This is a genomic window from Shewanella acanthi, from assembly GCF_019457475.1.
Taxonomy (GTDB): Bacteria; Pseudomonadota; Gammaproteobacteria; order Enterobacterales; family Shewanellaceae; genus Shewanella; species Shewanella acanthi.
In genome coordinates this window covers 2,026,584-2,052,073 of sequence record NZ_CP080413.1, presented here as the reverse complement: position 1 = coordinate 2,052,073, position 25,490 = coordinate 2,026,584, and the positions used below count along the sequence as shown (strand labels likewise).

The window sequence follows — 25,490 nt, the reverse complement described above, 5'->3', positions numbered from 1 at the left end:
TTAATAATTTTCTAATGCCAGACTCAGTTGTCCGACTCTGTTCATATCACGAATTTTGATAGCGTCACTACAATAACAAAATTCATCATCACTATATGGATTACGTCGAGGGCTTTGTATAACCCCTTGTTTCTTTATGCTTTTCAAGACGGAATTACTCAGGGAAGTAATTTTTACAGCTTCTCCCAAGTCTATGATTAAATTCATTTTATCTTTAAGTTGTTCTTGGCAAAACTCCCTAAATTCACTCATGTCTACATATAATGAAGAACTTATATCTGACGATGGCAAATATCTTGTGTTTAATCTTTTATTTTTGATCCCTATCAATATATCAGCAAGAGATGTTAAATTTTGATGCATTAATAAGCTTGCTGAATAAATACTAGTATCGAGATTACTATCAGTCTTTGAATGAACCGCTAACATTCTGAAAATTGGTGAAATATCTATGACGGAATTCAATGTTAGACGAGTATTTCCACGAATAAAAATTAATCCAAATTCTTTTAATAACATAATGTCCGGTCTGCTCATTTTTAAGATATTAGTCGCAGTGTTATAATTGAGCCAAAGTGATTTTTCTGACTTCGATTCTATTTGCTTAGTTATTTTAGGGGGATTTATTATTGAATGAATTGGCCAATTGCTACGAAGAATTTTTTTCACTAGCCATGAGGAAACAAAATTTAAATCTGATGGATATTCATCTGCAGAGCTGAAAGCTTGACGGCACTCCCATTCTACGAAAATATCCTTTTGAGTTAATACCTTATAACCATTTTCTAAGGCTAATGCATAATCATCAATTTCAACAAACTTTTTTTGAGTGATGTAAGTAGAGCAGGGAGCTGATATGAAATGCGACATCGTCAAGCAATCTAAGACTTGTTCACGTGTTAAATTTTCGGGAACAGTCGTGTCGATCTGAATTAATTTCTTGCCACATTCTTCATTTGTACAAAGTCCATTCGTTAACGCTATGTCCCAACGTAAACTTTTTCTACAATGAAAACATTGATTTACTAAGTTTAAGTCATGCTTTGTACAACGGTAAACTGTAGCATCGAGATGTGTTTGATGAATGAGTCCAGCAGACTTGATGCATGCTAAACAAATCCTCGGGTTGATTGAACAAGTAAACTTCCACAGCTCATGACTGCTGTATTCGTAGGCTTTGACATTCGCTAACTGTGAAAATGTTGAGAGAGATTTTGGATCAACGTTGGGCACATTTGCTCTGATGACAGACTGATTCACAAGATCTTGAATAGATAAATAGCCATTGCGCTGCGCGAGTCGTAGCAAGAAACCAATCGATGACTCTTTATCTAGCAGCTTGGGAGTCACAGTCAACTTCATTATTCTGTCTCCATTTTTCTACGTATTAAAGTCAGTAAATCAAGCACATCTTGCTCATCCACTTTTGATTCATCGAACGGATTTACTCCGAAATTATTGAGATTTTTGTCGTAACTCCTCTTTAGCTCCAAAAGGAGCTCATCAGAATTAGAGATGTTCATAAATTGATGTTCTTCGAAAAGCATCGCTAAATGACTAAACGTCTTATATTGCTGAGCGAGAAATAACCGATTGCGGATGCTTTCATTAGCATAATCAGTCGAAATATGATGTTTGTTTAAAAAATGCTGCATGCATTTTACCCATTGACTTGTCCTGGGTTTGAGCGGTTCCAGTTCGACAGGTGGAAACATTCGACGAGAGAGTTGTTCATCATCAATGGGTTTTAGATCATGTTGGCCGAAGGACTGGATTCGTTTTGCTTTGTGCGTGCCGAATAACACGAAGGGGATCTTAAATTGGTCTATCATTTCTGTGAAAAACTTCACCATGCGGAGGCCTTGTGCACCCTCCTTCTCTGGCAATAAATGCTGAGCTTCATCGAACAACATCAGTTCAACTCTATGTTCTTTTAACAAATGTAAACATTGATGACGTATTTTACTGCCACGAGTGTCTTTAACCGGAGTAGCTCCAATTGCTTCGATTATCTGTTCCATGAGTCCGATGGGTGTCAGAGTATGTTCTCGCACGTCGATTGAAAGCACGCGTTTAATTGTCGACTCAAAGCTTGGGATTTCTGGAAAACAACTGGCATAAGATTTTTTTAACTCACTTATACCCGAACCCGAATTTCCGAAAATCAGCAATCCGTACTGTTTATTTTTACTAAAAAAAAAGTTTTGTGAGTTCTGTGCATTTCACTCCAAGCTTTTAACACAGATGAGTAAGCGAAAATGTCACTCGGTAGTGCAGGTTCAATGAGTTGTTGCTGAGTTTGTGTACACGTCATCATATTAAATCGTTTTCTTCATCGTCAGTATTAATAGTAAAGTTATCTACAAGCACATCTTGGTTTGTTAATGATTTTTTGTCGTAAGTGCTCTTGTTATAAGGCGAAAATTTGCGGTGTGAATTTGCAATAACATCGTCAGCTGAGAGATTATTTTCTAAATTTGTTTCGAATGAATCAGATTGAACGCTACGTTTATTTTTTCGCTTTTTCGATGGCGTAGGTAGTCGTTCGATTTCGTAGACACATACACCACGTCGTGTAAATTTTGGTGTCTCAAGTTCTTCAAAAGAAATAGGATTTGGCATAGAACTAATATTGCGGTTTGGCACAAGAATTGTTGTAGCCACTTTTTCGCTAGGTTTTATCACACTGATGCTGACATGACGCGCATCATCAATACTGTATTTCACTTCAACATCGATGCTTTCTGTGAGTTTCTTCCCGACACAACATGCTAAATACAATTCAAGTGCTTCTTTACTATAGAATCTTTGCCCGCGCACTTGCACCCAACCGCGGGATTGCAATTTCTGAACTTTTTGCTGTTGATTTACGTGAAATGCTTGAATTTGTGTGTTGAGTGAACAGGGCAAAATAGGTTTATATTGCATTGATTCTTCCCATTTTTGCCGCGGAGTCATCTTCAATGACGGATGTATGTCTTCGTTATGATATTGATCAATCCATTGGGTTAATGCTTTCATAAAATGAGACACTTGCAAGCAAGCGATATCTTGAAGCTTAACTTTTATGTAATTTTCATCTTGTTGACGTTGCTTTTCGAGAAACCCTGGTATCCCGATTCGTGAATTCCCATCTACGTCTACAAAACGCACTTTTTTAAAGAATTCATCAACAATTAAATTATTGAATGATTCTATGAATGGCTTCCTCCAAGGCTGTTCTGGCGGTGCGTAATAGATATCAGTGATTTTTAAATTGCTCAAAACCTGTTGTAAATTAACACTTTTCATGCCGGGGCCGTTATCAAAAACGATTTTCTTCGGGACACCCGCAAAAGGTGATTTTTCTGAAAGTGGCACAAGCATTTGACGCATTAACGCGATGACGCCGTTCGATGTCTCGGGCGCGTCAAATTCAACAACGATTCCGAGCAAGACACGCGTGCAACAATCAATCGCAATATACATGCTAATCGGGCCAGTGTAAGAGCTGTCAGAATCATGTATTAATCCCAAATTCATTTGAACTCTGTCTACTTCGACTCTGTCAAGCGCAAAAGGCGGGGCGGTGTTATATCCTAGTCCACGTAATATTTTTGCTCTCGTATTTGAATTCGCTTTAGCAAGCTCTATGTCTGCATTATTGATTTTTTGACGCATTCTGTAGAAATGTCGCTCTTCAATAATGTCAGTGAGTTTTCCCATTTCGACTAAGCGAACTGATTCTTCTCGATAACTCGCATAAATTGCACTTATCGAGGGATTCGCATTCGAGCGAATAATCGCGTCAAATAAGTAGGCTTTTGCGTGTTCGATAACTGCAAAATCTTTTCTTTTAGCAGGGAGAATGAGGGACGGAGCGACAGCAGTGTCTACCTTGCCGCCTTCGATCCACATTTTTTTCCATCGCGCGAATGTTGACAATGAGGGAATGTCATCAGCAAATTTCGTGAAATTGTCTTTGATATGTTGTCTAAAAGCGGCATAGCATTTTTTTGACAATCCATTTCAGATATTTCACCAATTTCAAGCAACTTATTGTGAGTATTGATAAAAAATAATCGACGTTTCATCTCGCGAGTCTGAGATTCATTCAATATCACTGTAGTAGTATGCTGAAACTGAATGACTGTTTCACGCATGAGTGCATCATTAAATTCATGCAAAGTCATCGACAATGCAGTTGAATTTTCAGTATCTTCAAAGAAGATATTCGCAGCAGTCACTGCTTTTACTGTAAGCAGTTGACCACTGGTGTTGTGCAAAAATTGCATGTTTGATCGCAATGCATTAAACGGCAAATGCATAGTCAGTTCCTTTTTAGCAATGTCGAATGACTTAAAATTTCTTTCATATCAAAAGCATAAATGGCATCAGCAATCGTTGAAAGTGCTGCAGCATGTGCATTGTTGCGTGACATACTCGATTCTTCAAAATAATGAATAAGCATTGCTAGCGATAATTCTTCGGGTAAGTTTGAAAGCTCATAACTGAAGCCTAGGCTTTTGTATTCGTACAGAAAATCTAGGTTTTTTGAGGCCACTTTATTCATATCTTCATCAGTCACTAATAAAAACGTACGTCTTGATTTTGCGTAGATATAATCATTGAAATACTTCATTCGAGCTCTGTACTCGTCATCAACTCTGCTTGCTAAATGCACTTCAATGTATTCAAAGCGTTCGTTGCTGCGTTTGACTAAAAAATCGGGAGTGCGTTGCCCGCGGTCAGTGTGGCAAGTCTCGGGTTGGCAGCAGTAGCTGATGACATCATCATCAAATTCAAGTCGAAGTGCGTAGTCACGTTCCAAATAACTTTCTAAACGCAGTAAGACTTGATTCTTTTTGCTGAAGAATAGGTGCTTACCCTTACCGCGGTGTAACTTCACAAGCGCTCTAGTCATCGAGTCCTCCACTAATTCTGGGCAAAAAATATCCGCCCGCATTGTTGCAGTTTAGTAAATAAAGAGGTAAATTTAAAAGTTATGCCCGCTGTAAACTGGCTTTGTTTGAGACTTAATCTGAACGGTAGGTGGTCGGCATTTAAGTGCTTTTAGTGAGTATCGTTAGAAATTGAGCTCATGTTGAACAGTATTTTTGAAATGATCAACACCCTCATTTGCGCGAATTGTTCTGACGTAAGCATCTAAAAAGTAAAGTTATAGATTAAACGGTTGCCAACACTGTTTTAGCGAGCGTATTAAAAATAGATAGTTAGAATTTTTATAATTGCGATTTTTGACTATTCTCGTGAAAAATGTGCTCAACAAAATTAACACTATCCCCCGCATAGAATATTTTATTCTAACTTTTGGATTTTTTATAGCCAAATCTAAATTTTCATACGATTGTTTAAAATTAGGTGTTAGAAGTCAATAGGGTAGAACGCACGTCAGATTTGAAGCTTTATTTCGTAAGAAAAGGGTCTTTGTCAAAAGACCCTTGGGGGCAGTACGTTAATTAAACTAAATCTCTAAGCAATTTCATTCGTGCTAAAAATTCCTCAGGGTAGAGGTGCTTGCAGTTTCCGTTTCCAACAAGGATGTAGAAAGTATTCCCTGTTTCAAAGATGGCGTCATGGTGAATATTCATACACCATGATGTTCTTACCCAACCTCCTGGCGGGAAACGACCTTTTTCATCTTCGATAACGTTCGTCGCCAGTACGAGTTTATCAAGGGGGGTATCTTCTGTACCTGATTGCTCGACGTGTTTAACTAAAATGATCCAGTCTTTCACTACGCACAGCGCTTTTGAGGGATTGATTGAACGACAATGTAATTTCATCTGTTCAATGTCCTCCATTTGACAACCATACGGCGTCAAGCTGCCCGCAAGAGAGAACAGTTCTTTATGCATTATGTTTTGAAGGATTAATATTTCTGGCATGAGTTGCTCCTGAATTCACATGTTTGAATTGCATAAAAGCAGTTGTTTTACTCTTCATAATCAACTGTTTTTACGCGGTATATAGCAACCCAATTTTAGTTTAGTAGAGCTTATCCATTCTGCAAGTGTGTTTAATATAAATACCACGAAATAGCACTATCCACTTGTCTCTGGATGGCAACGATCATTCGGTTTGAAGTAATATCTAAATGATGCAGGGGGATTTATGGCAGATTTAAATAGCAAAACCCCCTCTGGGAATAAGGCAAGATTTACGCCCAACATGGAGAATTTTAAGGTAAGTCTTGGCTACGAAGGACTTTCACTAAAAAAGAGCAGCGAAAGCAAGTCAATTGCAGATTTAAAACGCAAATTAACAGTCCAGGCCTTCACCATATCCCATCCATTACGATGGGCGTTGGGCTACTATGCCATCTGCTGACTTCTGCTTAATCACATGCCAAGTTGCCCCGTCATGCGCTATCGGTTTTCATCTGATTCGCTCTTTCCAGTCGATGAAATTGAAAAGCCAAGGCATTTGTAGACCAGAGCCTTACTGGTTAATAACCGATCGCATGTTAAACAGATCTCCCCAGATAAGAACATGAACTTTCTTTGCACTGCTGCATCATTTAAGGTGGCCATTAGATCACGTGGTTTCGTCGTCTTGTGCCAACTCACCTCTAGCCTACGCCTCATATGATGTTCTTGTTCATCAGCTCGCAAATTTGCTAGCGGCTTCCTTCAGACCCATCTTCGCGGATAAGCCCTTGCCATTCGCTAGTAGTTAACGTTTAATAACAGCATGTTATCGAACGGTGACCTTCCTACAGAGGACTTTCACCTCATTAGTTCATGCCCATGCTGGGCGTACACAATCACAAGCAAGGTGCCAAACTACGCTCCGCCAATTTGCGGTTCGCTGCGCTCATTTTACCGAAAATTGGCTGCACTCCGTTTGGCCCCTGTTGTGGGCGTTAAATTGCCTGTTTAGAAAGTATGTGCCAACTGAAATATCCAAAAAAATCATGGAGTAAATTGAATGCCTCCAATGGCTGAAACAATTGCAATTATTTCTGCTTTAGTTGCAGGCTTATCTGCACTTTATGCTCGTTGGTCTGCCAGAGAAGCTCGCAAGGCAAACGATATTGGAAGGCTAAATTCTCTACTTGCTTTTCGTCAGCATTATCTTGAGCTTATGGCTCATCAAGAAAAGCTTGCTCAACTAATGCCGTCTTCCTCTAGCGGTATGGAGGCATGTCGTAATGCTTACGCAGACTTAGACTCTAAGCTGCGGGAAATAAATCAAGAAATTAGTGACTATCATATAAAAGTAGTTGAAAACAAAATTTAACAAGCCGCCGCTGCACTTAGCGTTGGTATGTAAGCGTGGAAGCAATGAACCAATGGAAATTCCAGGAAAAATTAAAGATTTAGTTTTTCAATTAGCCAATGACTCAAGCATTATGGAAATTTGGCTTATAGGCTCGCGTGCTTCTGGTAATACTCACGCAGCATCAGATTGGGATCTTCTTGTATTCTCAACAAGCGAACCACAAGCTACTACCTCAAGAGTTGAGGGAATTGATGTGCTATGGAAAGGCCCATCTGGAAACGTCTTACTTGAAGGGCAACCAACTTCTTTTCAATTCGAATTCTCAGATTTCAATTGGCTCGCTGTAGATGAAGGTCAGGCTACATATCGTGGTAGAAAATTAAATGAGGTTCCTGAAGGTATTCGCGACGCATCAATACTTTTACATTCATTTATTGAAGGCAAGGCGGTATGTCTTTGGCAGCGCCATTAAATTAAGTGCCCCAAAGTGAGTTAAGAAGTCTTTAGCACACATTTTTAAGCCAGCTGATTTGACCTAGTTTTTCTAATCAAATTATTATGCTATTAGTGATTTTCTCATGTTTAAAAAATTGAGATAGCCTTATGTTACTAAGGATAAAAAATGAATGATCTACATCAGGCTCGACAAGTCCTTTTTGAGCTGGCTGAGAAGTATGGAAAGGCAGATATTAAGAATGAAGCACAAACTCGATTTCATATAATAGATAGAGTTTTGGAAGATTGCTTTAACTGGCGAGACGATATTGAAGTTGAGAAGCATGAGTCAAAAAATGGCTTTACTGACTATGAATTAGGAAAACCAAGAATACTTGTTGTTGAAGCTAAACGAGAAGGTACCCCATTTGAGATACCTGCGGGGCTATCACTAAAGTTGACTATACCGATTCAATCTCTTTTCGAAGCTAATACAGCTCTTAAGGAAGCTATTGAACAAGTGCAGACTTATTGTGCTAGACGAGGTGTTCCCTTGGCGCTTGTTACCAATGGTCACCAATATGTAGCATTTTTGGCTTCGCGAACCGATGGTGTCGATGTTTTTGATGGAGATGCACTAGTTTTTACTTCACTTGAACATATGCATCATCACTTCACGCAAGCTTGGAACTATTTATCAAAAGCTGGTATTGAAGAGAATAGGCTTTTTAGATTACTGACTACTGGTGATAAAAGGCTTCCAAATAAGCTTTCGAGCCAATTGGTCGATTATCCAAAGATTAGGTATCCAAGTGAAGTACAAGCTTCACTTAAACAGCTTTCTGAGTTGTTCATACAAGATGTAATGGATAACCCTGAGCTAGAGAGTAATTTCTACAAAGACTGTTACTGCGAAAGTGGAGCGTTAAATAAATATGCTTTACTCAGCAAGAATGTACTTGAGGCAAGGTACGCTGCAATCTTTAGTGCATCAGAAGAGCAACCATCAGTTCAACCTGTAAAATCTCAAAAAGGCTCAAATTTCTCGCCTGATATCGTGGCGGAAGCATTATCTAGGCGTCCTATAGTTCTAATAGGGGATGTGGGAGTCGGAAAAACATCTTTCGTAAAGAATTTAAGGCATAACAGCGCACACGAAGAGTTTAATAAGGCTATTTATGTCTACATTGACTTAGGTGCAAATGCCTCTCTAAATACAGACATAAACTCATTTATTTTAGATCAGATTGAGCATCAATTACTTACACAATATGAAGTTGACACCTACGATAACAATTTTATTCATGGGGTATATGATAGTGAAATTCGAAGGTTTGCCAAAGGCTTATGGGGAGCGTACAAAGATTCAAACCCAGAAAAATACCAAGAAAAGCTTATAGAAGAACTAGCAAACCTTGTAGAAAACAAAAGCAACCATATGAAGCGCTCGGTAGAACATATTGCGAAGGGGCGGAAAAAACAAGTCATAATTTGTATTGATAATGCTGACCAACGAGACTTCGACATTCAACAGGAAGCTTTTATTATTTCCCAAGAGCTAGCCAAAGAATGGAAAGCTACTGTATTTCTGTCTGTGCGACCACAAACGTTTTATAAATCTAAACGTTCAGGTGCGTTAACAGCTTATCCACACAAAATCTTTACCATCTCTCCACCACGTGTAGACCAAGTTGTGGAAAAAAGGCTACGGTTCGCAGCTAAATTAGCTAGAGGAGAGCATGCGATCGATTTACCTTCTGTTCGATCTGAAAATTTAGCCTTATTCTTGGAAGCATTAGTTCGATCACTACAAAATAACAAAGAGCTAAACGAGTTTTTAACGAACATTACTGGTGGCAATATTCGTGCGGTAATAGAGTTCGTTACTGGTTTCATCGGATCTCCGAACGTAGAGGCACAAAAGATAATTGATATAATGGAGACGGAAGGAGACTATCGAATTCCTGTACATGAATTTTCTAAACAGGCCCTTTTAGGTGATTACTCTCACTACAGTCCAGATACATCAATTTCAATGAACGTGCTCGATATATGTAATGCAGATCCAAATGAACACTTCTTAGTCCCAGTTGTTATTTCGTATCTTGATACGAAAGGGGGGCATTTGGACAAAGATGGGTTTTGTAGGACAGAAACTTTGATAGAGGAATGTCAAAACGCTGGCTTTACAATAAATCAGATAGAATCCGCATTGAGGAGAGCCACGAACAAAAAGCTGATAGAAACCTCGCTAAGAGTTACGTTTGAAGAAGACGAAGATAGTAATCTTATTGGAGACATGCCAGATAGTTTTAGGATAACTACTATCGGTGCGTATCATATTAAGAGGTGGCTTGGTGAATTTGCATATCTTGATGCGATGCTGTTTGATACACCAATCATGGACGAACTTTCCAGAAGCGAACTAATAGTAGACATATCATGTCTAACTATTGCGAGCAGATATGCAAGAACAACCATTTTTAGAGAGTATTTGAGAAGTTGCTGGCGAGCTTATAGTAGTGCTCCCTCATACTTCGACCTTGAGGAGGCATTTTCATTGGGAGATGATAGTTTCCAAAGGGTTCATAAAGCAATCAAAAAAAACCAAATGGATGAGAATAAGTAATCTGTACTATTTTTGTACTAGAACTGAAGAAATAAGTTGGAGATGTTTTCCAACTTATTTCTGTCCCTGGCAGGGAAGGAGTAGATTCTAATTCTAATTCTAATTCGACGATGCCCCATTGCGAGTCAGCATCATAAATTTAGGCTAGGTGTGATACACACTTATTGACCTAATTTTAGTAATGTCGCAATGTGGTATGTTGTTAAATCAGCATCTTCATTAACCAATCAAAAGGTGATTTTAATATCTCAATGATAGTAATAAGATTTACAATTTTAATGTTTATATTCAACGTATTGAATGGATTCGTTTTTGGACTTAATGCGTTCGAAAATGAAGGTTCCCCCAGTACACTCAATGTGGTAGCGACGGACGGCATAGCAATCCTGATCGATATTGTCCTTTTTGCATTGCTGTACATAAAATCTGCGAATAATTATGTATTGAATTGTCTGTTGGTGTACCTGATTAGCGAAGTTTTTGGCTATTCCATTACTTATTTGATAGCGGGTGAATTATCTTTGTCTCCGACACTCCTGATTGACATAGTGGAGTTGTCGTTAGCGATATATGTAGCCTCATTGATAGGAGAAAAGATCATCAAATACCGCAGATATAAAACCATTTAGCTATCGATTGCCCCTTTCTTTGTTTACAGAGTGTTGCCATTAGCAATGCTTTCATGGTTTTTCCATAAAAATTTACGACTCGGTTGCACATATACAGAAAAGCCAGCGACATCAAGTTGCTGGCTTTATAACCCATCACAATATTCCGAGTCTTAGCAATGTTTAGACGTAAATTTAAGTATAAGTTGGTTAATTTCTTCAGGTTTATCGAGTTGTACCCAGTGAGTTACATCATTCACACGCGCGAATTCAAAGCTGGCATTTTCACCGATGAAATGGACAGAGTCTTTCATCTGCTTCTCACCTAAATAATGGTCATGTTCAGACCAGATACCTAAGCAAGGTGCTTGTACGACACCAAGATCTTCAGGTTTCATCGGGCGTTCTAAATTTAACGCATTGCGATACCAGTTAAGCCCTGGAACAATGTCTTTACCTTCTTTAAAGACTTCTTTCCAGTGCTCCTATTCAGAGTGATTACGAATCCATTCTTTAAACAGTTTCCAATCTTCAGCAGCTAGAAGATCTTGTGCCATTGGCAGTTGGAAGAAGAGAAATACCACGACATTTCACGTTGTTGGATATTCGGCATGCTCAGCTTGCCTATAGCCAAATGCTATGGGATAAACAATTAGCGAAAATTGCCCTCTACCGCGCCCTAGGTGGCGGCCAGATTAACCCGCCTTAGGATGGGAATAATTGGTGGCTGTATAAATATACAGTTATTGGTTTTTTTTGATACTCATTCGCTCGTTGCCAGAGTGAATTGAGTGGTGTACGAGCGTATATCTGCTTGAGTCTCAAAAGTTTAACCATAGTGACTGACGCAGGAACTGGGTTTATATGCTAAACCTGTAGTTTAATCTTTAACCGCTTGCCGTTGGCTCAACTACACCCTTTTAGGCTAATGCCTTATAGGGAATTCCTTATAGGGGATTAGCAGGCTAGCTGCTTATTATTTGATGATTAAACATAGGCCATCAAAACCTTATCTGAGTGCACTTTATTGCACGGGATATTCGTTAAGGTATTTGACAAACGTTTGTTATTAAAAGGGATTAAAGTGGAGGTTCAACATGTATTTGCATTGGAATAAACCGCGCAGTTTGTTAACAAAACCAAGTCTTATCAGTTCGTCCATTTCACTTTGCTGCGCCCTGATGGCGCTGAATGCATATGCCGAAGAAAGCGTCACTACAGACGCCGGCACCATCAATCCAAAACAAATTGCCCAATTTTTCAAACAACCCGGTTATTCACCCTACGCGGGTCGTAGTTACCCCACACGTCCCCTATGGGGCGAGTTGCATTTGCACACCTCTTGGTCGGCGGATGCGATTGCCGCGGGTACCCGTGTTGGGCCCGATGAAGCCTTAAAATATGCCGAGGGCCAAGAAATTACCTCGAGTACGGGGCAACAGGTGAAACTTTCTAGGCCCTACGATTGGATGATGGTCGCCGACCACTCCGATGCTATGGGGGTCATGAGTGCGGTGTTAGATGGTAAGAGTTCCTTAATGACGGATCCGACCCTTAAGCGCTGGCACGAGGGGATGGTGAAGGGCGGAGAGGAAGCCACTAAAGTCGTGATGGAAATGATCACGCTGCAGGGGCAAGGTAAAATCCCCAAACCTATGACAGATAAAAATGTGCAAATGGACATTTGGCATGAGATGACCGCCATCGTTGAAGGTCATAACAAGCCTGGCACTTTTACTGCGCTGATTGGTTATGAATGGACCTCAAACTACGGCGGCGGTAACAACCTTCACCGTAACGTGGTGTACCGTGACGGTAAAGCTTTAGCGGATCAAGTCCGCCCGTTAACGACCTTCGATACCGAAATCCCAAATAAATTATGGGATTGGATGCAGGCCTTCGAGGATAAAACCGGAGGTCAAGTGCTTGCCGTTCCCCATAACGGTAACCTATCAAACGGATTAATGTTCTCCACCGAAACGCCAGATGGTAAACCCATCGATGCCAAATGGGCCGAGACCCGCGCTCGCTGGGAACCTTTATACGAAATCACCCAAAGTAAAGGTACTTCGGAGCAGCATCCTACACTTGCCCCTAATGACGAGTTCGCCAATTTCGAAATTTGGGACAAAGGTAACCTAAACGTAGTGCCTAAAAAGCCTGGGATGATCGAGCGGGAATATGCAAGGGAAGCCCTAAAACAGGGGTTGAAGCTGGAGGGTAAATACGGCACTAACCCCTTCAAATTTGGACTTGTCGGTTCTTCCGATGATCACACGGGGATTTCATCCACCGAGGAAAATAACTACTTCGGTAAATTCCCCGCAAGTGAACCTAGCGCCGAGCGCTCCGTCGGTAACGCCTTCGACTTTGAAGGCCGCACCGTAAAAGATTGGCAACTCGGGGCGTCGGGTTTGACTGCGGTCTGGTCAGATGAAAACACCCGTGCATCGATTTGGGATGCGATGAAGCGTAAGGAAGTCTACGCCACAACGGGTACCCGAATATTCCTGCGTTTCTTTGGCGGTTGGACCTTTGAAGAAAAAGATGCCCTTGGTCGTAATCCAGGGGCGATTGGTTACAGTAAGGGCGTGCCTATGGGGGGCGATCTCACGACACCAACCAATGGCGCCAAAGCGCCAAGCTTCTTAGTTGCTGCGGCTAAGGATCCCTATTCGGGTAACTTAGATAGGATCCAAATCGTTAAGGGCTGGCTCGATAAGAAAGGTGTACCGCAGGAGCAAATCTATAACGTGGTCTGGGCAGGGGATCGTAAGCTCGATGACAAGGGTAAACTGCCCCCCGTGGGTAACACTGTGGATGTGGCCAATGTGACTTGGTCCAACACCATAGGCGCGCCCGAACTTATCACTGTGTGGAAGGATCCAGACTTTGATCCCTCACTCAAGGCGTTTTACTACGCCCGCGTCATTGAAATTCCAACCCCACGTTGGACGGCCTACGACAAAGCTTATTTTGCAGAAGCTAAGTTTACCGAAGACGTGCCAATGACTGTCAACGAGCGTGCCTATTCATCACCCATTTGGTATGCCCCTAAAAAATAGTGGATGAGTGCTTCACTTGTTACCTTAACTTACTGATATAGTAAGTTTAAGGTACAAGTGAAGCGTTTCACTGAATAACAATAATGGCGGTTTATGAGAACATTTTTGCGCGAACCTTTATTGCATTTCTTATTGATAGGAGCCTCGTTGTTTTTGGTGTTTGACTATCGAAACTCCACCCCAGAAGTCACCTCTCAAAAAAGCATCCACGTGACCCAAGCCGATATCGACAATATGCGTCACAACTTCGCCAATACCTGGCAGCGTTTACCCACAGAGCAAGAGTTATCCCGGTTGATTGAGGAAAAGGTGCGGGATGAAATTACCTACCAGGAGGCGCTGAATCTTGGGCTCGATAATGATGATCTCTATATCAAACGAAGGTTAAGGATGAAATTAGAATCCATCTATATCGACCTCGCCGCAAACGATGCCCCCAGCATTCAGGCGCAGCAGGATTACCTAAAACGCCATCAGAAAGCGTTCTATATCGAAGGGCAACTGAGTTTCTCCCAGGTGTTCTTTAGCCCTAGTCATAACATTGAGGCGCTAAATCAATTATCTTCTACCGTACTCACAACGCTCAATCAGGCTGGGTCGGAGCTCAATATTGACGAACTCGGGGATGCAACCCTGCTGGATAGACGCCAATCGATGATGTCGCTTGTCACCCTAAGGAACCAATTTGGTCAGGCCTTTGCCGATGAAGTTGATCGCCTTGAGCCCGGTAAATGGTTTGGCCCTGTACGCTCACTCTACGGTTACCACTTAGTCAGAGTGGAACAAAAAATTCCCGGTTATCTGCCAACGCTTGAGGAAGTTAAAGTCAGCGTCGAGCAGGGACTAATAAGTGAGCGCAGACAACAATTGTTAGATGCCGAGTACCAATTGCTGCGGGACCAATATTCCGTGGTGATTGATAGCCCCGCGCCGGCCCCATCGACTTCCCAGGGGGCGGCACGATGAAGCACTGCTGCCGTTTTGTTGTGCTGTTGAGTTTGCTGTTAACCATCCTTGGATTTCAGGCGCTGGCCCATGAGAGTCAGCCCGGGGTTGTTGAAATAAAACAGCTCGATAACCTGCGTTATCAAGTAGTGTGGAAGGCACCTATCTATTACGGTAAACCCCATCCAGCCTCATTAGTGCTGCCAGAAAGCTGGAAATTAGTGGCGCCAGTTACCCAGTTTGCGACTAAAGATGCCAATATCACCACCAAGATTGTAGCAATCGAAGCGGGGCAATTTAATGGAGCCACGCTTTCTTTCCCCAAGCTTGAGCAGACTATCACCGATGTGATGATTCGCACTGAGCTAAAGGATGGCAGTCAATTTACCTACCTTGCGAGCCCGACTAAAGCTTCAATCACGCTAAGGGGGGAGAGGAGTCATGCCCAAACCGCCCTTGAGTATACCGAGCTGGGTATTCACCATATTTTATTAGGTGTTGATCATCTGTTGTTTGTGCTTGGCTTAATGCTGATTGTCCAATCTAAACTGGCGTTATTTAAAACCATTACCTCCTTTACCCTTGCACATTCACTCACCCTAGGTTTAGCGACCTTGGGGCTTGCGATAATGCCACTGCCGCCACTCAACGCTGCCATTGCGCTTTCGATCCTCTTTCTTGGGCCAGAAATTGTCAGGGCAAGGCGAGGGCAGCGCAGCCTGACCATAGATTATCCGTGGTTGATTGCCTTTGGTTTCGGTCTTTTGCACGGCTTTGGGTTCGCCAGCGGCTTAAGCACTACGGGCATGCCGAAATCTGAACTCCCGCTGGCGTTGCTGTCCTTTAATATCGGGGTCGAGCTCGGACAAATTGGCTTTGTTATCTTAGCCCTCTGTCTTGTGGCTGCCTTTAGGGTATTACAGCTGCAATGGCCTCGCTGGGTGACTTGGCTACCGGGTTATACCGTGGGTGGACTTGGGGCCTACTGGACAATCCAAAGGACATTAATGCTGTAGTCGCAGGCGAGGGTAATAAGACCTGTGTTGTAATTGACCTTATATAAGTGAGTTAAAGGGAAAAGAATGCATTTAAAAATAAGTCACTATTCGTATCGACTGCTTCTTATTATCGCCCTGTTGCCATTTTGGGCAGAGGCCCATGTCGACAGTCACCAAGCCTTAGGCTTTACCACAGGGCTTGGTCATCCCTGGTCGGGGTTAGATCATATTCTGGCAATGGTGGCCATTGGGATCTGGGGCGCGCAGCTTGGTCGTCCCGCAGTGTGGCTGTTACCCGTCGTTTTTCCGATGATGATGGCCTTTGGTGGCATGTTAGGTTTGCTCGGGGTGCCATTCCCAAGTGTGGAGGCCGGCATTGCGATATCGGCTATCGTGCTCGGGCTTATGGTGCTGTTCGAAGTTAAAGGCAATATGCAGCTCATTGTCGCCCTAGTGGGCTTCTTTGCACTGTTTCACGGTTATGCCCATGGCACTGAACTTCCCGAGGGGCAGAGCGGTTTACTCTATTCGATGGGCTTTGTGGTCGGGACTGGGCTATTACATGGTATTGGGATTGGTTTAGGGCTACTGCATCGATTCCAGTACGGACGATTAGCCCTTCGCGCTGCAGGCTCCATCGTGATGCTGATGGGCGGAGTCTTTTTATGGCAGGCCATGGCATAGACTATTAGTTCTGAGGCCTAGACCATAGACCTAGTCAATAGCCCAATAGGCACAGGTTTAAGCCAATCTTTTATAGGATATTTTTAGGACACTCAATTGAGACAAACTAGCGCCCCTAGGTTGGCGAGTACGTTAACCAATCCATTTCATTTCACTAAGCTACTTTTGATTAAGTTACTTATTCTGCTTGGGTTAATGCTGCCAAGCACCGCCCATGCCCATCTGGTGAACACAGGTTTAGGGCCAGTCTACGATGGGATAAGCCATTTATTTATTACTCCAGAAGATTTGCTGACTACTATCACCCTCGCGCTTTACTGCGGCTTAATGGGCGCAAAAACGGGGAGATTGGGCATGTTTGTTTTTCCTATCGCTTGGGCTATCGGTGGGTTCATTGGACTGCAAGTGACGATTGATACGACTTGGCCGATTGCCGCCTTCTCCTTTGTTTTTTTAGGCCTGATTTTGGCGGCGGACTTGTTGCTACCTAAAGGGATACTCATTTTCGTGATGGCGTTAATTGGCGTATGTCATGGGGCGATTAATGGCGAAGCCCTGCAAAATGAAACAATTCAAAGTGGATTTATGCACACGGGGTCAGGACTCTTGGGGCTCATTGGCACTGTCATCACATTGTTTATCCTGATGACACTCTTTAGTGCCTTAGTTGTGACCTTAAAAGCGGCTTGGTCAAAGATTGCCGTGCGGGTATTTGGCAGTTGGGTATGTGCCAGTGGCATCTTGATGTTTGGCTGGTATCTTAAAGGACTAGGTTTATAAGTTTGCGGTTTTAGATACCTAATATGTGCTTAAATGTATGTGTAATTTAATTGACGGATGAAATTATTTATACGATTTAAGTGATTGTTATTTATTAGTAAATATCTTGATCTTCTGCTTTTGCTTATTCATTTATCCTTCCTATACTCGAATAGTTAGGTTCCTTGATCTGATCCAATTATTTTGGATGTCTCGCTAAATTAGTAAACTCGCTTATTGATACCCCCAAAACATTCACACTCCAGAATTTAAAACTGAAGCACTGAAGCTCGTTCAGGAAATTATTGTAGCTGCATCTGCCTGTGATTTAGGAAATTCCTTCCTCAGTTTCTTTAGCGCTAAATGCGGGTTGCAATACTTATGATAATCCGAGAAATCGAGATTAGAGCAAAAACGTTAACAAGGAATTGTCCCTGGCAGGGAAGGGGGAGATTCTAATACGACGAAGCCCCAAAACTTGTTTCAGATGACTGAACTAGCACTACTTGGTACTGGTTTATTGACCTAAATTTAGTAATGATAGAAAGTGTCTACGGCATCAGTAGTGATTCACTGGCCTGACGGGCTTAACGCTCAGCGTACGAATAACATTTTGAAATCATGGATAGGACGATGAGCAAAAATCAGAAAACTGCATTTTGGTCGATTTTTATAGCTTTCTGTGTTGTTGCAACTGCAACCATATATTCGCAGGGAGCATTTGAAAATCTACAGTTTGGTGGTGCTTTAATATTAACCATATTGTATTTGATCTGTGAGTTCTTTATTCATTTTTATATAAAGAAGAACCCCACCGAAGTAGAAAAATGGTTTCAAAAGTAATGTCATTACATCACGGTGCTATTTTTTGCCCCCAAAGAGAGTTATGGGCAGTTGTATTGAGTTCGAAGGTTTTTAGTCGATGACCAAATTTTAGTAATGTTACACATTGCATTTTGACCGAGAATCACTTTCAAATACCTAAATTGACATAAAATACATTATGTTACAAAATTGTATCCTCGACTTAAGGATGTAGTCGTCGTAGCAAAAATCTTGATTTTTTTACATTTATACAGAAAGGATTTTGAACAATGAAAAAGCATTTATTAATTGCCTTATTAGCAGGTTGCAGCTTGACAGCTTATGCTGAGACTTACGATATATCCGCAAAATATATGGTAGGAGCAGAATACGAAGGGAATTTGACTTTTAAAGCTGATGAAGGAAAGCTGGCATCATATTCTGATGACCAACTTAAAACATTTGGGGTCATTGTTCATAAAAAATCAGACGAACAAGTTATTATGAACTTAGATTTTGTAATGGGTGAATATTCAAGCAAAACAGATGTAGTTTTAGATCTCAATCGTGAAGCTGAACTAAATTTTGGTGATCAGAAATTCATTGTCACGGTAAAAAAACACTCAATATGAGTCTCAACATTCTATTCAAGGCATTCCCTATTTAGGGAGCGCCTTTTATCTTAAGTAATAAATTTATAAAACAGATAAATGACTAGACGACTAGAGGTCGAGTCTTTACCTTATCATTGTGGTTTTGCTGCCCCATTCGGAGTTACGGAAATCAATGCCTGTCCAATTTAAGTAATCAAGTTGAGCGAATTTTAGTAATGATTAAAAGTGTCTACTATTACTGGATCAGTTCACTTAGCGAGATGTCCAAATGTAGCGGTTCAGAGTGATATCATTCATTACTAATTCAGTTTTCAAGTTTCTGTCCTTTTAGCTTCAGCTTTAGCTTGGTACATCTGTGTATCTGCCTGTTGAAGCAGTTCGTTAATAGAGGTTTGGGTTCCATCATATACAGCAAACCCGATACTGAGAGAGGCCCTAAGGGGCTGTTGTTGCCAAATGAGTGGATGAGATTTAACCGCAGTTTGAATTTTGTCTACCATGGCTTGTATATGTTTAGGGGAATCAAGATTTCGCAAAATTACGATGAATTCATCACCACCAATACGAGCAACAGTGTCACTATTGCGTACATTGTCTACTAGCAGATTGGCAACATGTTTTAATAATTCGTCTCCTGCAGCATGTCCTAACTCATCATTTACACCTTTAAAGCCATTTAAATCAATGTTTAGCAGTGCGAACATGGGCTTATCTGCTCTTTGCAAGAGTTCTTGTAGCTGATTCATTAAACAACGACGATTTGAAAGTTGGGTTAATTCATCTCGTAGTGATGCTTTGTGAGCTAAATGATAGTTACGATAGAGTAATACGATTAAAAAATAGGTAAAAATCGCGGAAAACCCGCCAATACTGTAAATTATTACTTTGGCAAGGGTGATAAGTTGATCATCTTTTAAGTGATATTTGGCTGCAAGTGTCCATTGGCCATTTGGTACATTAATTGGTAATTCAATATCTGGCTCTTCAAAAACGGAATCTGAACCGTAGACGATTGAATCGCCAATGCCATCCTTATTGACCTTTCTGATACTGATGTTGGCATCTTGCACATGAGTGATACCTGAATTCATCAGCAACTTGTTGGAGTCTATAACAATACTCACACTGCCCCAATATACCTGATTTAAGGGGTAATCACTGTAGATGGGGTAGCGGGCGATGAGCCCAAGACCACCTTGTACGAGAGTTAATGGGCCAGCGATATAGACGCCTCCAAGTTGTTTAGCAAGTTCAATCGAACGCCTCTGCACTGGGTTAGTTTTGACATCAAATCCAACGGCTTTCTCGTTGCCTTGTAGTGGATATACATGACTGATGACATCATTGGGAGCAATACCTACATTACGGACATAGTGGGCTTTATCGACTAATTTTGTTGCGATCATTTCCCAATTTTCAATGGCAAAATCAGGATTAATGGTTACAACAGTCGCTAGACTATCTGCAAGGTAGGTATCGATGAAAATTGATGCTTCAATTTCTGATCTAATGAGTGCGATTTGATTACGCATAATATCAGTTGCTATAGCACGATGGCGCTCTGAATAGAGACTTGTCATTAGTCCAAGAATTAACATGCTAACGACAAGGTACACCATGGTTAAAAACCAAAAACCGATACGAGGGCGGAAAATTGAGCCGAGATGAGACGATTTCATTAATTCTCAGATTTTAAGGATTTATTTGTTTCAATAATCATAGCAAACAAGGAACAGCAGAATAATTGACAGAGTCAAAAAATCTGTTTTGAACTAAACGTCAGAATTTTATTGACCACTAAGAGAGGTTTGCCCCTGGCCCCCTCTGGCAGGGAGGGGGGAGTTTCTAATACGACGATGCCCCAAAGCTTGATGGGAACATCGAATATGACTTTGGTTCCCCTAAGCAGTAGACCTAATTTTTGTAATGTTACAAAGTGTTTTTACCTAATTACAATGTATGATTAAGGCCAAACAAATCCGACTGAAGATTCTGGTTAGATTCTAAAATTTTGGTCAAATTTAGTTGGTAAACACAGTATTTTTGATAGATATGCAACCACAATGTGAAAAATGTAAATTTGTGTTATTAGTTTGTTGACGCTAAAGTGGAATTAATCAATTATATATTTGGAGAAATTACCACCTTCATCAACACTGATAAATTAAAGGGATTTATTCATGAAAAAATCAATCGTTTCACTATTCTTGTTTATGACTTCTTTTTACGTTTTGGCTGGCACTGTAACAACATGTACAAATAGCTGCGTAATAACGCAGTCATCAAATGGGACTATTAACATTGTTAATTGTTGTGGGGGAAGGGTCATAACAACTATAACTACAGATGAAAAATAATCATGACCGCACTAGATAAAAATTCAGCAATTCTAACTCTGGCGATTATTGTTGCAGGAATGACTGCTTATTATGTTTTTAGTAAAAATGGCAAAGTAGAGCCAAATAATTCTCTGGAATCTGTTGCTAGTATTAAAGTAGTAGGTGGTACAGAGATGTATACAGAAAATACTAATCCTGAATTAAAAGCTACTAAGCTGGCAGATAAAACAGCGGTCAGTATCACTCCGATTGAAGAGGTTGTGGATAGAGGTGAATTTAATGATCTTCAGCTAGTTAACAAAGGTAATGCGGTTGATGGAGCTAGATTAGTAGCCCTTATGTCAGGGACAGGCTTTGATGCAGCGGTAAGTAAACTGGAGTACGTTCCAAATAAAACTCTCGAAACAGTAAAGTTTGAAAACGGTCTAAGTGAATATATTCATAGTTATAAGTTAAACTCACATTTCACTGATTACAAAGTTGGATGTGATAACAAAATTTGTTTAGCTTATTTCGTCTCACCCACTAAGGAGGATTTGGATTTATTTGCAGCCGACTTTACAAATGGCAATGAAAGTCCGATGCACAAATCAGGATTTGTTAATTTTGTGATTAATGAAGTTGATAACGGATTTGAATATCGCGTTTCGTTTAACTCTGATCCTAGTGTGAATTCAATAACATTTCCCAACTAAATTTTTTTGGAATTTTTCTCTCCAATTCAGAGATTTTTTCTAAAATGAGATTGTTTGTTATTTTGGTAAGAACCTAAGTTAAATCAAGAACAATAATTGATCTAACTTAGGTTATTTGTATAAATTCTACTTACTTATTATTGATGTTCCTGAAGTTCCATTTGATTTTTTGGGGAATGATTATTGGCTGAACTCATGACGAAAATAGCGACAGATTTTATCTTCGCTTTTTTCAAGTTCAGTAAAATCGGGGCAAATCTTTTCATCTTAACTCGCCGTCGTTTGGGGTGTGACTCTGGCGCAGTTGCATCTACTAATTTGAACAGCAGACCTTGATTGGCGAATAAACCATTGCCACACTTCTGCTAATCTGAAATGTCATGATTAGAGCAAAAGTCCTAACACGCTTTTGTCCCATTTTTTCTATCCTGAGTTAAATTAAATACTCTCAGGTGTTTCCATTCAGGCTTAAGGTAGTTCTGTTTTTTGGATGAGGATTCTACATGTGTGGTCGCTTAAGTATTGATGGACTGGCAATAGCCGATAGGGTTTCTGCCCAAATAGGGAGCCGATATAGTCCCCAGACTAATCTTGACTTAAGACCGACGGAGCAAATCTCAGCCATTGTGACCGATGATACGCAATTTAAAGTGCTAACATGCGCCTGGGGCATCAAGCCTTTATGGTCAAAGACGTTACTTATCAACGCTCAATCAGAATCTGTTCGTGAAAAGAAGACCTTCGCTAAAGCATTTAGCGACAATCGTTGCTTAATCCCTTGTAGTGGTTGGTATGAATGGCGAGCTGAAGGGGGCAAAAAGAAACAAAAATACCTGTTCAGCGAGCAGAATGATGCGCCTTTATACATGGCAGGTATCCTTTATGAGTTTACTGACGTATTCCAAGTCGTGACCTTAACAACGAAGCCAACCGAGCAGTGTGCTCAATATCATTCACGCATGCCATTGTTAATACCGCCCAATGATATGGATTTTTGGCTTCGCTCTTCCATTAATGAGCTCGAGCCTTTGCTCATGCCTCCAGTAACCATTCCCATTAAAATACAGCCTTGTAGTTAAAGCCACCGACAAAGTTGTTCTACACTTTGTGAGAACGACAAGACAAGGAGGTTGTATGTTAATCGTGACTCGCAAAGCAGGGCAGTGTGTTTATTTATCAAATATCTATGATGCAGAAGGCAACAGATTGCCAGATATCAAAGTCGTCACATTAGGTGATGATAAAGTCGGTATCGACGCTGATTTGAGCGTCTGCATTTTACGTGATGAACTTTATGACCCCCATTTAAATTATCGTTAAGCCACTGAATATAAGTGAATTATGAATACCATTTGCTAACGGAGTTTCTCTCGCTATAATAACTGTATATCCATACAGTGGTGATTAAAGTGAGAGTCTATCCCTTAATTCCTTGGCCTGCACACGCAGGTATCAGTGGCTTTGAAAGTCCAGCAGCAGAATACGCACAGCGCCGATTAAGTATCGATAACTTGTTGATACTACATCCCAGCGCAACATTTTTTCATGCTGCACCGGATGATTCGATGAAACGGGTGGGCATATTCGACAATGATTTGTTGGTTGTTGACCGCCATGTCACCCCTAGAACGGGTTGCATTATCGTCGGTAAATACAACGGGGAGAGGATTTGTAAAATCTTCGACCAGCAAAACAAGCAGCTGATGTCTTCAGATGAAAACCTACAAACAATACCGATACATGATTATGATGACTTCACGGTTGAAGGCGTCGTCATTCGTTCACTCAGACAACACCAGCACATCAAGGGCATCGTCGCGCCATCGTTTGAGTATTCACACCTGCGAGGTGGTCTTGATGACTTGCTCTTAGGCCATCCTTCTGCGACCTGGTTCGGCATTGCTCGCGGAGATTCAATGCAGGATGAAGGCATTTTCAATGGTGATGTCATCATAGTTGATAGGAAAACCCTTGCTCAGCAAGGCTCCGTTATCGTCGGACAGTTTAACGGTGAGTTTGTTTGCAAAATATTTGATAAGAAACGCAGGCTGTTGCTGTCATCAAATGAACGTTATCCTGCCATCCCAATTCGAGATTTCGATACCTTCAGTGTGGAAGGTGTGGTGACAAGTTCAGTACGTTTCCATTTCAAATCGTCATTATTGAGTACATGGCCATGTACGCACTAGTCGATGCCAACTCGTTTTATTGCTCGGCAGAACAAGTCTTTCGTCCTGACTGGCGTGGAAAACCTGTCATCGTCCTCAGCAATAATGATGGGTGTATTGTGGCAGCAAACCGCCAGGCAAAAGAGCTCGGTATCCCTAAGTTTGCCGCCTATTTTCAAGTCAAGGCCCAATGCGAAAAGCTCGGTGTGATTGCATGCTCTAGTAACTACGAGCTTTATGCGGATTTATCCGCAAAAATGATGGACATCATTGGCCAGTTTGCGCCAGAACAGCACATCTATTCCATCGATGAATCCTTCCTGTCGTTTAAACATTGCCACACTGCCATTCCATGCCTTTTAACCCATGGTCAACTCATCCGCAAAACCGTGTGGAAAGAAGCACGTTTACCTGTGTGTGTTGGACTAGGACCCACATTGACCTTAGCCAAAGCCGCCAATCATGCCGCCAAGAAATTAGCGGGTTATCAAGGAGTTTGTCTAATTGATAATGAACCTGACCGCATTGCCATCCTCAAGCAGCTCTTAGTCTCAGATGTCTGGGGAATAGGGCGCAGAATCAGTAAAAAGCTTGAGCTCATGGAAATTCGTAGCGCCTATCAGTTGGCACAAATGCCGCCAGGACTGGCACGAAAGCAGTTTAATGTCGAAATCGAGCGAACGGTTCGTGAACTTAACGGTGTGGCTTGTAAGCAATGGGACCAAACGAAGGCCGATAAACAACAGATATTTTCGACTCGCTCAGTCGGTGAACGCATAACGGATTTCGATTCATTACTGCAAGCACTCAGTAAACACGTCGGCATTGCAGCTGCAAAGGCGAGGGCACAAGGTTCTCGTTGTAAGACCATGCTGATTTTTGCCAATAATTCTCCCTACGATGAGCGTCCACTCGGCTTTAAAACGCTGATTCATTTTCCATGCGCCACGAACTGCACCATAGAAATGACCCAAGCAATAACGGTCGCGGCGCCGCAATTATTTCGACAAGGTATCAGATACTACAAGATTGGTGTCGGTCTAATAGAACTTGAAAGTGAGTATTTTCAACAGTTTGATTTATTCAATCGTGCTAAAGCCAATCCCGCGCTGATGACTGCGTTTGATAGTATTAATCAACAATTTGGACGTGACACCGTGTTTTTGGCCGCACAAGGCATTGAACAGAAATGGGCAATGCGAAGGGAGTTTTTAACACCGCAATATTCGACAAGATGGGACTGCATACCAAGCATCAAATGCTGAACTCAAATAGTGGTGACGCTACGTGAATTCTGGAACACTTAGCAAGGCTATCTAACGAAAGATTCACGTAGCGTAACATTTATAAACCGTAAAACGTCATCAAAACCAGTCAGTATTTTCCTTTAAAGCGTTTCATACCACAAAGTTAATCATCAATTACCGATTTCAGACCTTAATTAATAATAGGTCTAGACGCCACAGGCGTAAAAACTGACGGCAAACCCTCACGAAAAAGATAAAGCATGCACGTAGGAACGC

The 25,490-nt window shown here is 41.3% G+C and carries 25 protein-coding genes; 17 read left to right on the top strand and 8 right to left on the bottom strand.

Annotated elements, in window-relative coordinates; translation table 11 throughout:
* The 6 genes from K0H61_RS09035 to K0H61_RS09010 form a co-directional block, all read right to left on the bottom strand.
* Positions 1-1,362 (bottom strand): hypothetical protein, encoded by a 1,362-nt coding sequence (locus K0H61_RS09035; protein ID WP_220052354.1) that lies wholly within the window; start codon positions 1,360-1,362, stop codon positions 1-3.
* Positions 1,362-2,171 (bottom strand): TniB family NTP-binding protein, encoded by an 810-nt coding sequence (locus tag K0H61_RS09030; protein WP_220052352.1) that lies wholly within the window; start codon positions 2,169-2,171, stop codon positions 1,362-1,364. Before K0H61_RS09030 ends, K0H61_RS09035 begins: the two co-directional genes overlap by 1 nt.
* Positions 2,172-2,313: 142 nt before the next feature.
* Complete coding sequence (locus K0H61_RS09025) at positions 2,314-3,897, bottom strand: TnsB C-terminal domain-containing protein (protein ID WP_220052350.1); 1,584 nt, start codon at positions 3,895-3,897, stop codon at positions 2,314-2,316.
* Positions 3,873-4,307, bottom strand: a complete 435-nt coding sequence (locus K0H61_RS09020; RefSeq protein WP_220052349.1) for a hypothetical protein — start codon at positions 4,305-4,307, stop codon at positions 3,873-3,875. Before K0H61_RS09020 ends, K0H61_RS09025 begins: the two co-directional genes overlap by 25 nt.
* 2 nt (positions 4,308-4,309) lie before the next feature.
* Positions 4,310-4,903, bottom strand: a complete 594-nt coding sequence (locus tag K0H61_RS09015) for a PDDEXK family nuclease (RefSeq protein WP_220052348.1) — start codon at positions 4,901-4,903, stop codon at positions 4,310-4,312.
* A gap of 556 nt (positions 4,904-5,459) precedes the next feature.
* Positions 5,460-5,888 (bottom strand): DUF6957 family protein, encoded by a 429-nt coding sequence (locus K0H61_RS09010; RefSeq protein ID WP_220052346.1) that lies wholly within the window; start codon positions 5,886-5,888, stop codon positions 5,460-5,462.
* Positions 5,889-6,114: 226 nt separating this feature from the next.
* Between K0H61_RS09010 and K0H61_RS09005 the strand changes: the two genes are divergently transcribed.
* From K0H61_RS09005 to K0H61_RS08990, 4 genes are all read left to right on the top strand, one after another.
* Positions 6,115-6,330 (top strand): hypothetical protein, encoded by a 216-nt coding sequence (locus tag K0H61_RS09005; RefSeq protein ID WP_220052811.1) that lies wholly within the window; start codon positions 6,115-6,117, stop codon positions 6,328-6,330.
* A gap of 600 nt (positions 6,331-6,930) precedes the next feature.
* Positions 6,931-7,242: a hypothetical protein gene (locus K0H61_RS09000; RefSeq protein WP_220052345.1), complete on the top strand. Its 312-nt coding sequence runs from the start codon at positions 6,931-6,933 to the stop codon at positions 7,240-7,242.
* Positions 7,243-7,294: 52 nt separating this feature from the next.
* Positions 7,295-7,696: a nucleotidyltransferase domain-containing protein gene (locus K0H61_RS08995; RefSeq protein ID WP_220052344.1), complete on the top strand. Its 402-nt coding sequence runs from the start codon at positions 7,295-7,297 to the stop codon at positions 7,694-7,696.
* Positions 7,697-7,846: 150 nt separating this feature from the next.
* On the top strand, positions 7,847-10,288 hold the full coding sequence (locus K0H61_RS08990) for a hypothetical protein (RefSeq protein ID WP_220052343.1): 2,442 nt from the start codon (positions 7,847-7,849) through the stop codon (positions 10,286-10,288).
* A 781-nt stretch (positions 10,289-11,069) separates the two neighbouring features.
* Here K0H61_RS08990 and K0H61_RS08985 read toward each other — a convergent pair.
* Positions 11,070-11,294, bottom strand: a complete 225-nt coding sequence (locus K0H61_RS08985; protein WP_220052342.1) for an alpha/beta fold hydrolase — start codon at positions 11,292-11,294, stop codon at positions 11,070-11,072.
* A gap of 152 nt (positions 11,295-11,446) precedes the next feature.
* Between K0H61_RS08985 and K0H61_RS08980 the strand changes: the two genes are divergently transcribed.
* The 8 genes from K0H61_RS08980 to K0H61_RS08945 all read left to right on the top strand — a co-directional run bounded on the left by K0H61_RS08980 (position 11,447) and on the right by K0H61_RS08945 (position 18,783).
* Positions 11,447-11,605, top strand: coding sequence for a hypothetical protein (locus K0H61_RS08980; protein ID WP_220052341.1), 159 nt, complete (start codon positions 11,447-11,449; stop codon positions 11,603-11,605).
* Between the two features lie 388 nt (positions 11,606-11,993).
* Positions 11,994-13,961, top strand: a complete 1,968-nt coding sequence (locus K0H61_RS08975) for a DUF3604 domain-containing protein (protein WP_258406037.1) — start codon at positions 11,994-11,996, stop codon at positions 13,959-13,961.
* A 156-nt stretch (positions 13,962-14,117) separates the two neighbouring features.
* A complete protein-coding gene (locus tag K0H61_RS08970; RefSeq protein ID WP_258406048.1) occupies positions 14,118-14,927 on the top strand; it encodes a peptidylprolyl isomerase in 810 nt (269 codons plus the stop codon).
* Entirely contained in the window at positions 14,924-15,922 is a 999-nt protein-coding gene (locus tag K0H61_RS08965) for a HupE/UreJ family protein (RefSeq protein ID WP_220052339.1), read from the top strand. The genes K0H61_RS08970 and K0H61_RS08965 overlap by 4 nt, the downstream gene beginning before the upstream one ends.
* A gap of 66 nt (positions 15,923-15,988) precedes the next feature.
* On the top strand, positions 15,989-16,588 hold the full coding sequence (locus K0H61_RS08960; protein WP_220052337.1) for a HupE/UreJ family protein: 600 nt from the start codon (positions 15,989-15,991) through the stop codon (positions 16,586-16,588).
* Between the two features lie 96 nt (positions 16,589-16,684).
* A complete protein-coding gene (locus tag K0H61_RS08955; protein ID WP_220052336.1) occupies positions 16,685-17,368 on the top strand; it encodes a HupE/UreJ family protein in 684 nt (227 codons plus the stop codon).
* A gap of 612 nt (positions 17,369-17,980) precedes the next feature.
* Positions 17,981-18,190: a hypothetical protein gene (locus K0H61_RS08950; protein WP_220052334.1), complete on the top strand. Its 210-nt coding sequence runs from the start codon at positions 17,981-17,983 to the stop codon at positions 18,188-18,190.
* 251 nt (positions 18,191-18,441) lie between these two features.
* Positions 18,442-18,783 carry a hypothetical protein gene (locus K0H61_RS08945; protein WP_220052330.1) on the top strand — a complete coding sequence of 114 codons (342 nt, stop codon included), beginning with the start codon at positions 18,442-18,444 and terminating at the stop codon, positions 18,781-18,783.
* A gap of 293 nt (positions 18,784-19,076) precedes the next feature.
* On the opposite strand, the gene K0H61_RS08940 is transcribed toward K0H61_RS08945, so the two are convergent.
* The gene (locus K0H61_RS08940) at positions 19,077-20,444 is read right to left on the bottom strand and encodes a diguanylate cyclase domain-containing protein (RefSeq protein WP_220052329.1); all 1,368 of its coding nucleotides are present in this window, start codon (positions 20,442-20,444) and stop codon (positions 19,077-19,079) included.
* Between the two features lie 680 nt (positions 20,445-21,124).
* Here K0H61_RS08940 and K0H61_RS08935 point away from each other — a divergent pair.
* The 5 genes from K0H61_RS08935 to K0H61_RS08915 all read left to right on the top strand — a co-directional run bounded on the left by K0H61_RS08935 (position 21,125) and on the right by K0H61_RS08915 (position 25,232).
* Positions 21,125-21,799 (top strand): hypothetical protein, encoded by a 675-nt coding sequence (locus K0H61_RS08935; RefSeq protein WP_220052328.1) that lies wholly within the window; start codon positions 21,125-21,127, stop codon positions 21,797-21,799.
* Positions 21,800-22,302: 503 nt separating this feature from the next.
* Positions 22,303-22,878, top strand: coding sequence for an SOS response-associated peptidase (locus tag K0H61_RS08930; protein WP_220052326.1), 576 nt, complete (start codon positions 22,303-22,305; stop codon positions 22,876-22,878).
* Between the two features lie 55 nt (positions 22,879-22,933).
* Positions 22,934-23,119 carry a carbon storage regulator gene (locus tag K0H61_RS08925; protein ID WP_220052323.1) on the top strand — a complete coding sequence of 62 codons (186 nt, stop codon included), beginning with the start codon at positions 22,934-22,936 and terminating at the stop codon, positions 23,117-23,119.
* Between the two features lie 89 nt (positions 23,120-23,208).
* Positions 23,209-23,988, top strand: a complete 780-nt coding sequence (locus tag K0H61_RS08920; RefSeq protein WP_220052322.1) for a LexA family protein — start codon at positions 23,209-23,211, stop codon at positions 23,986-23,988.
* Entirely contained in the window at positions 23,976-25,232 is a 1,257-nt protein-coding gene (locus K0H61_RS08915) for a Y-family DNA polymerase (RefSeq protein ID WP_220052321.1), read from the top strand. The genes K0H61_RS08920 and K0H61_RS08915 overlap by 13 nt, the downstream gene beginning before the upstream one ends.
* The last annotated feature ends 258 nt before the right edge of the window (positions 25,233-25,490 follow it).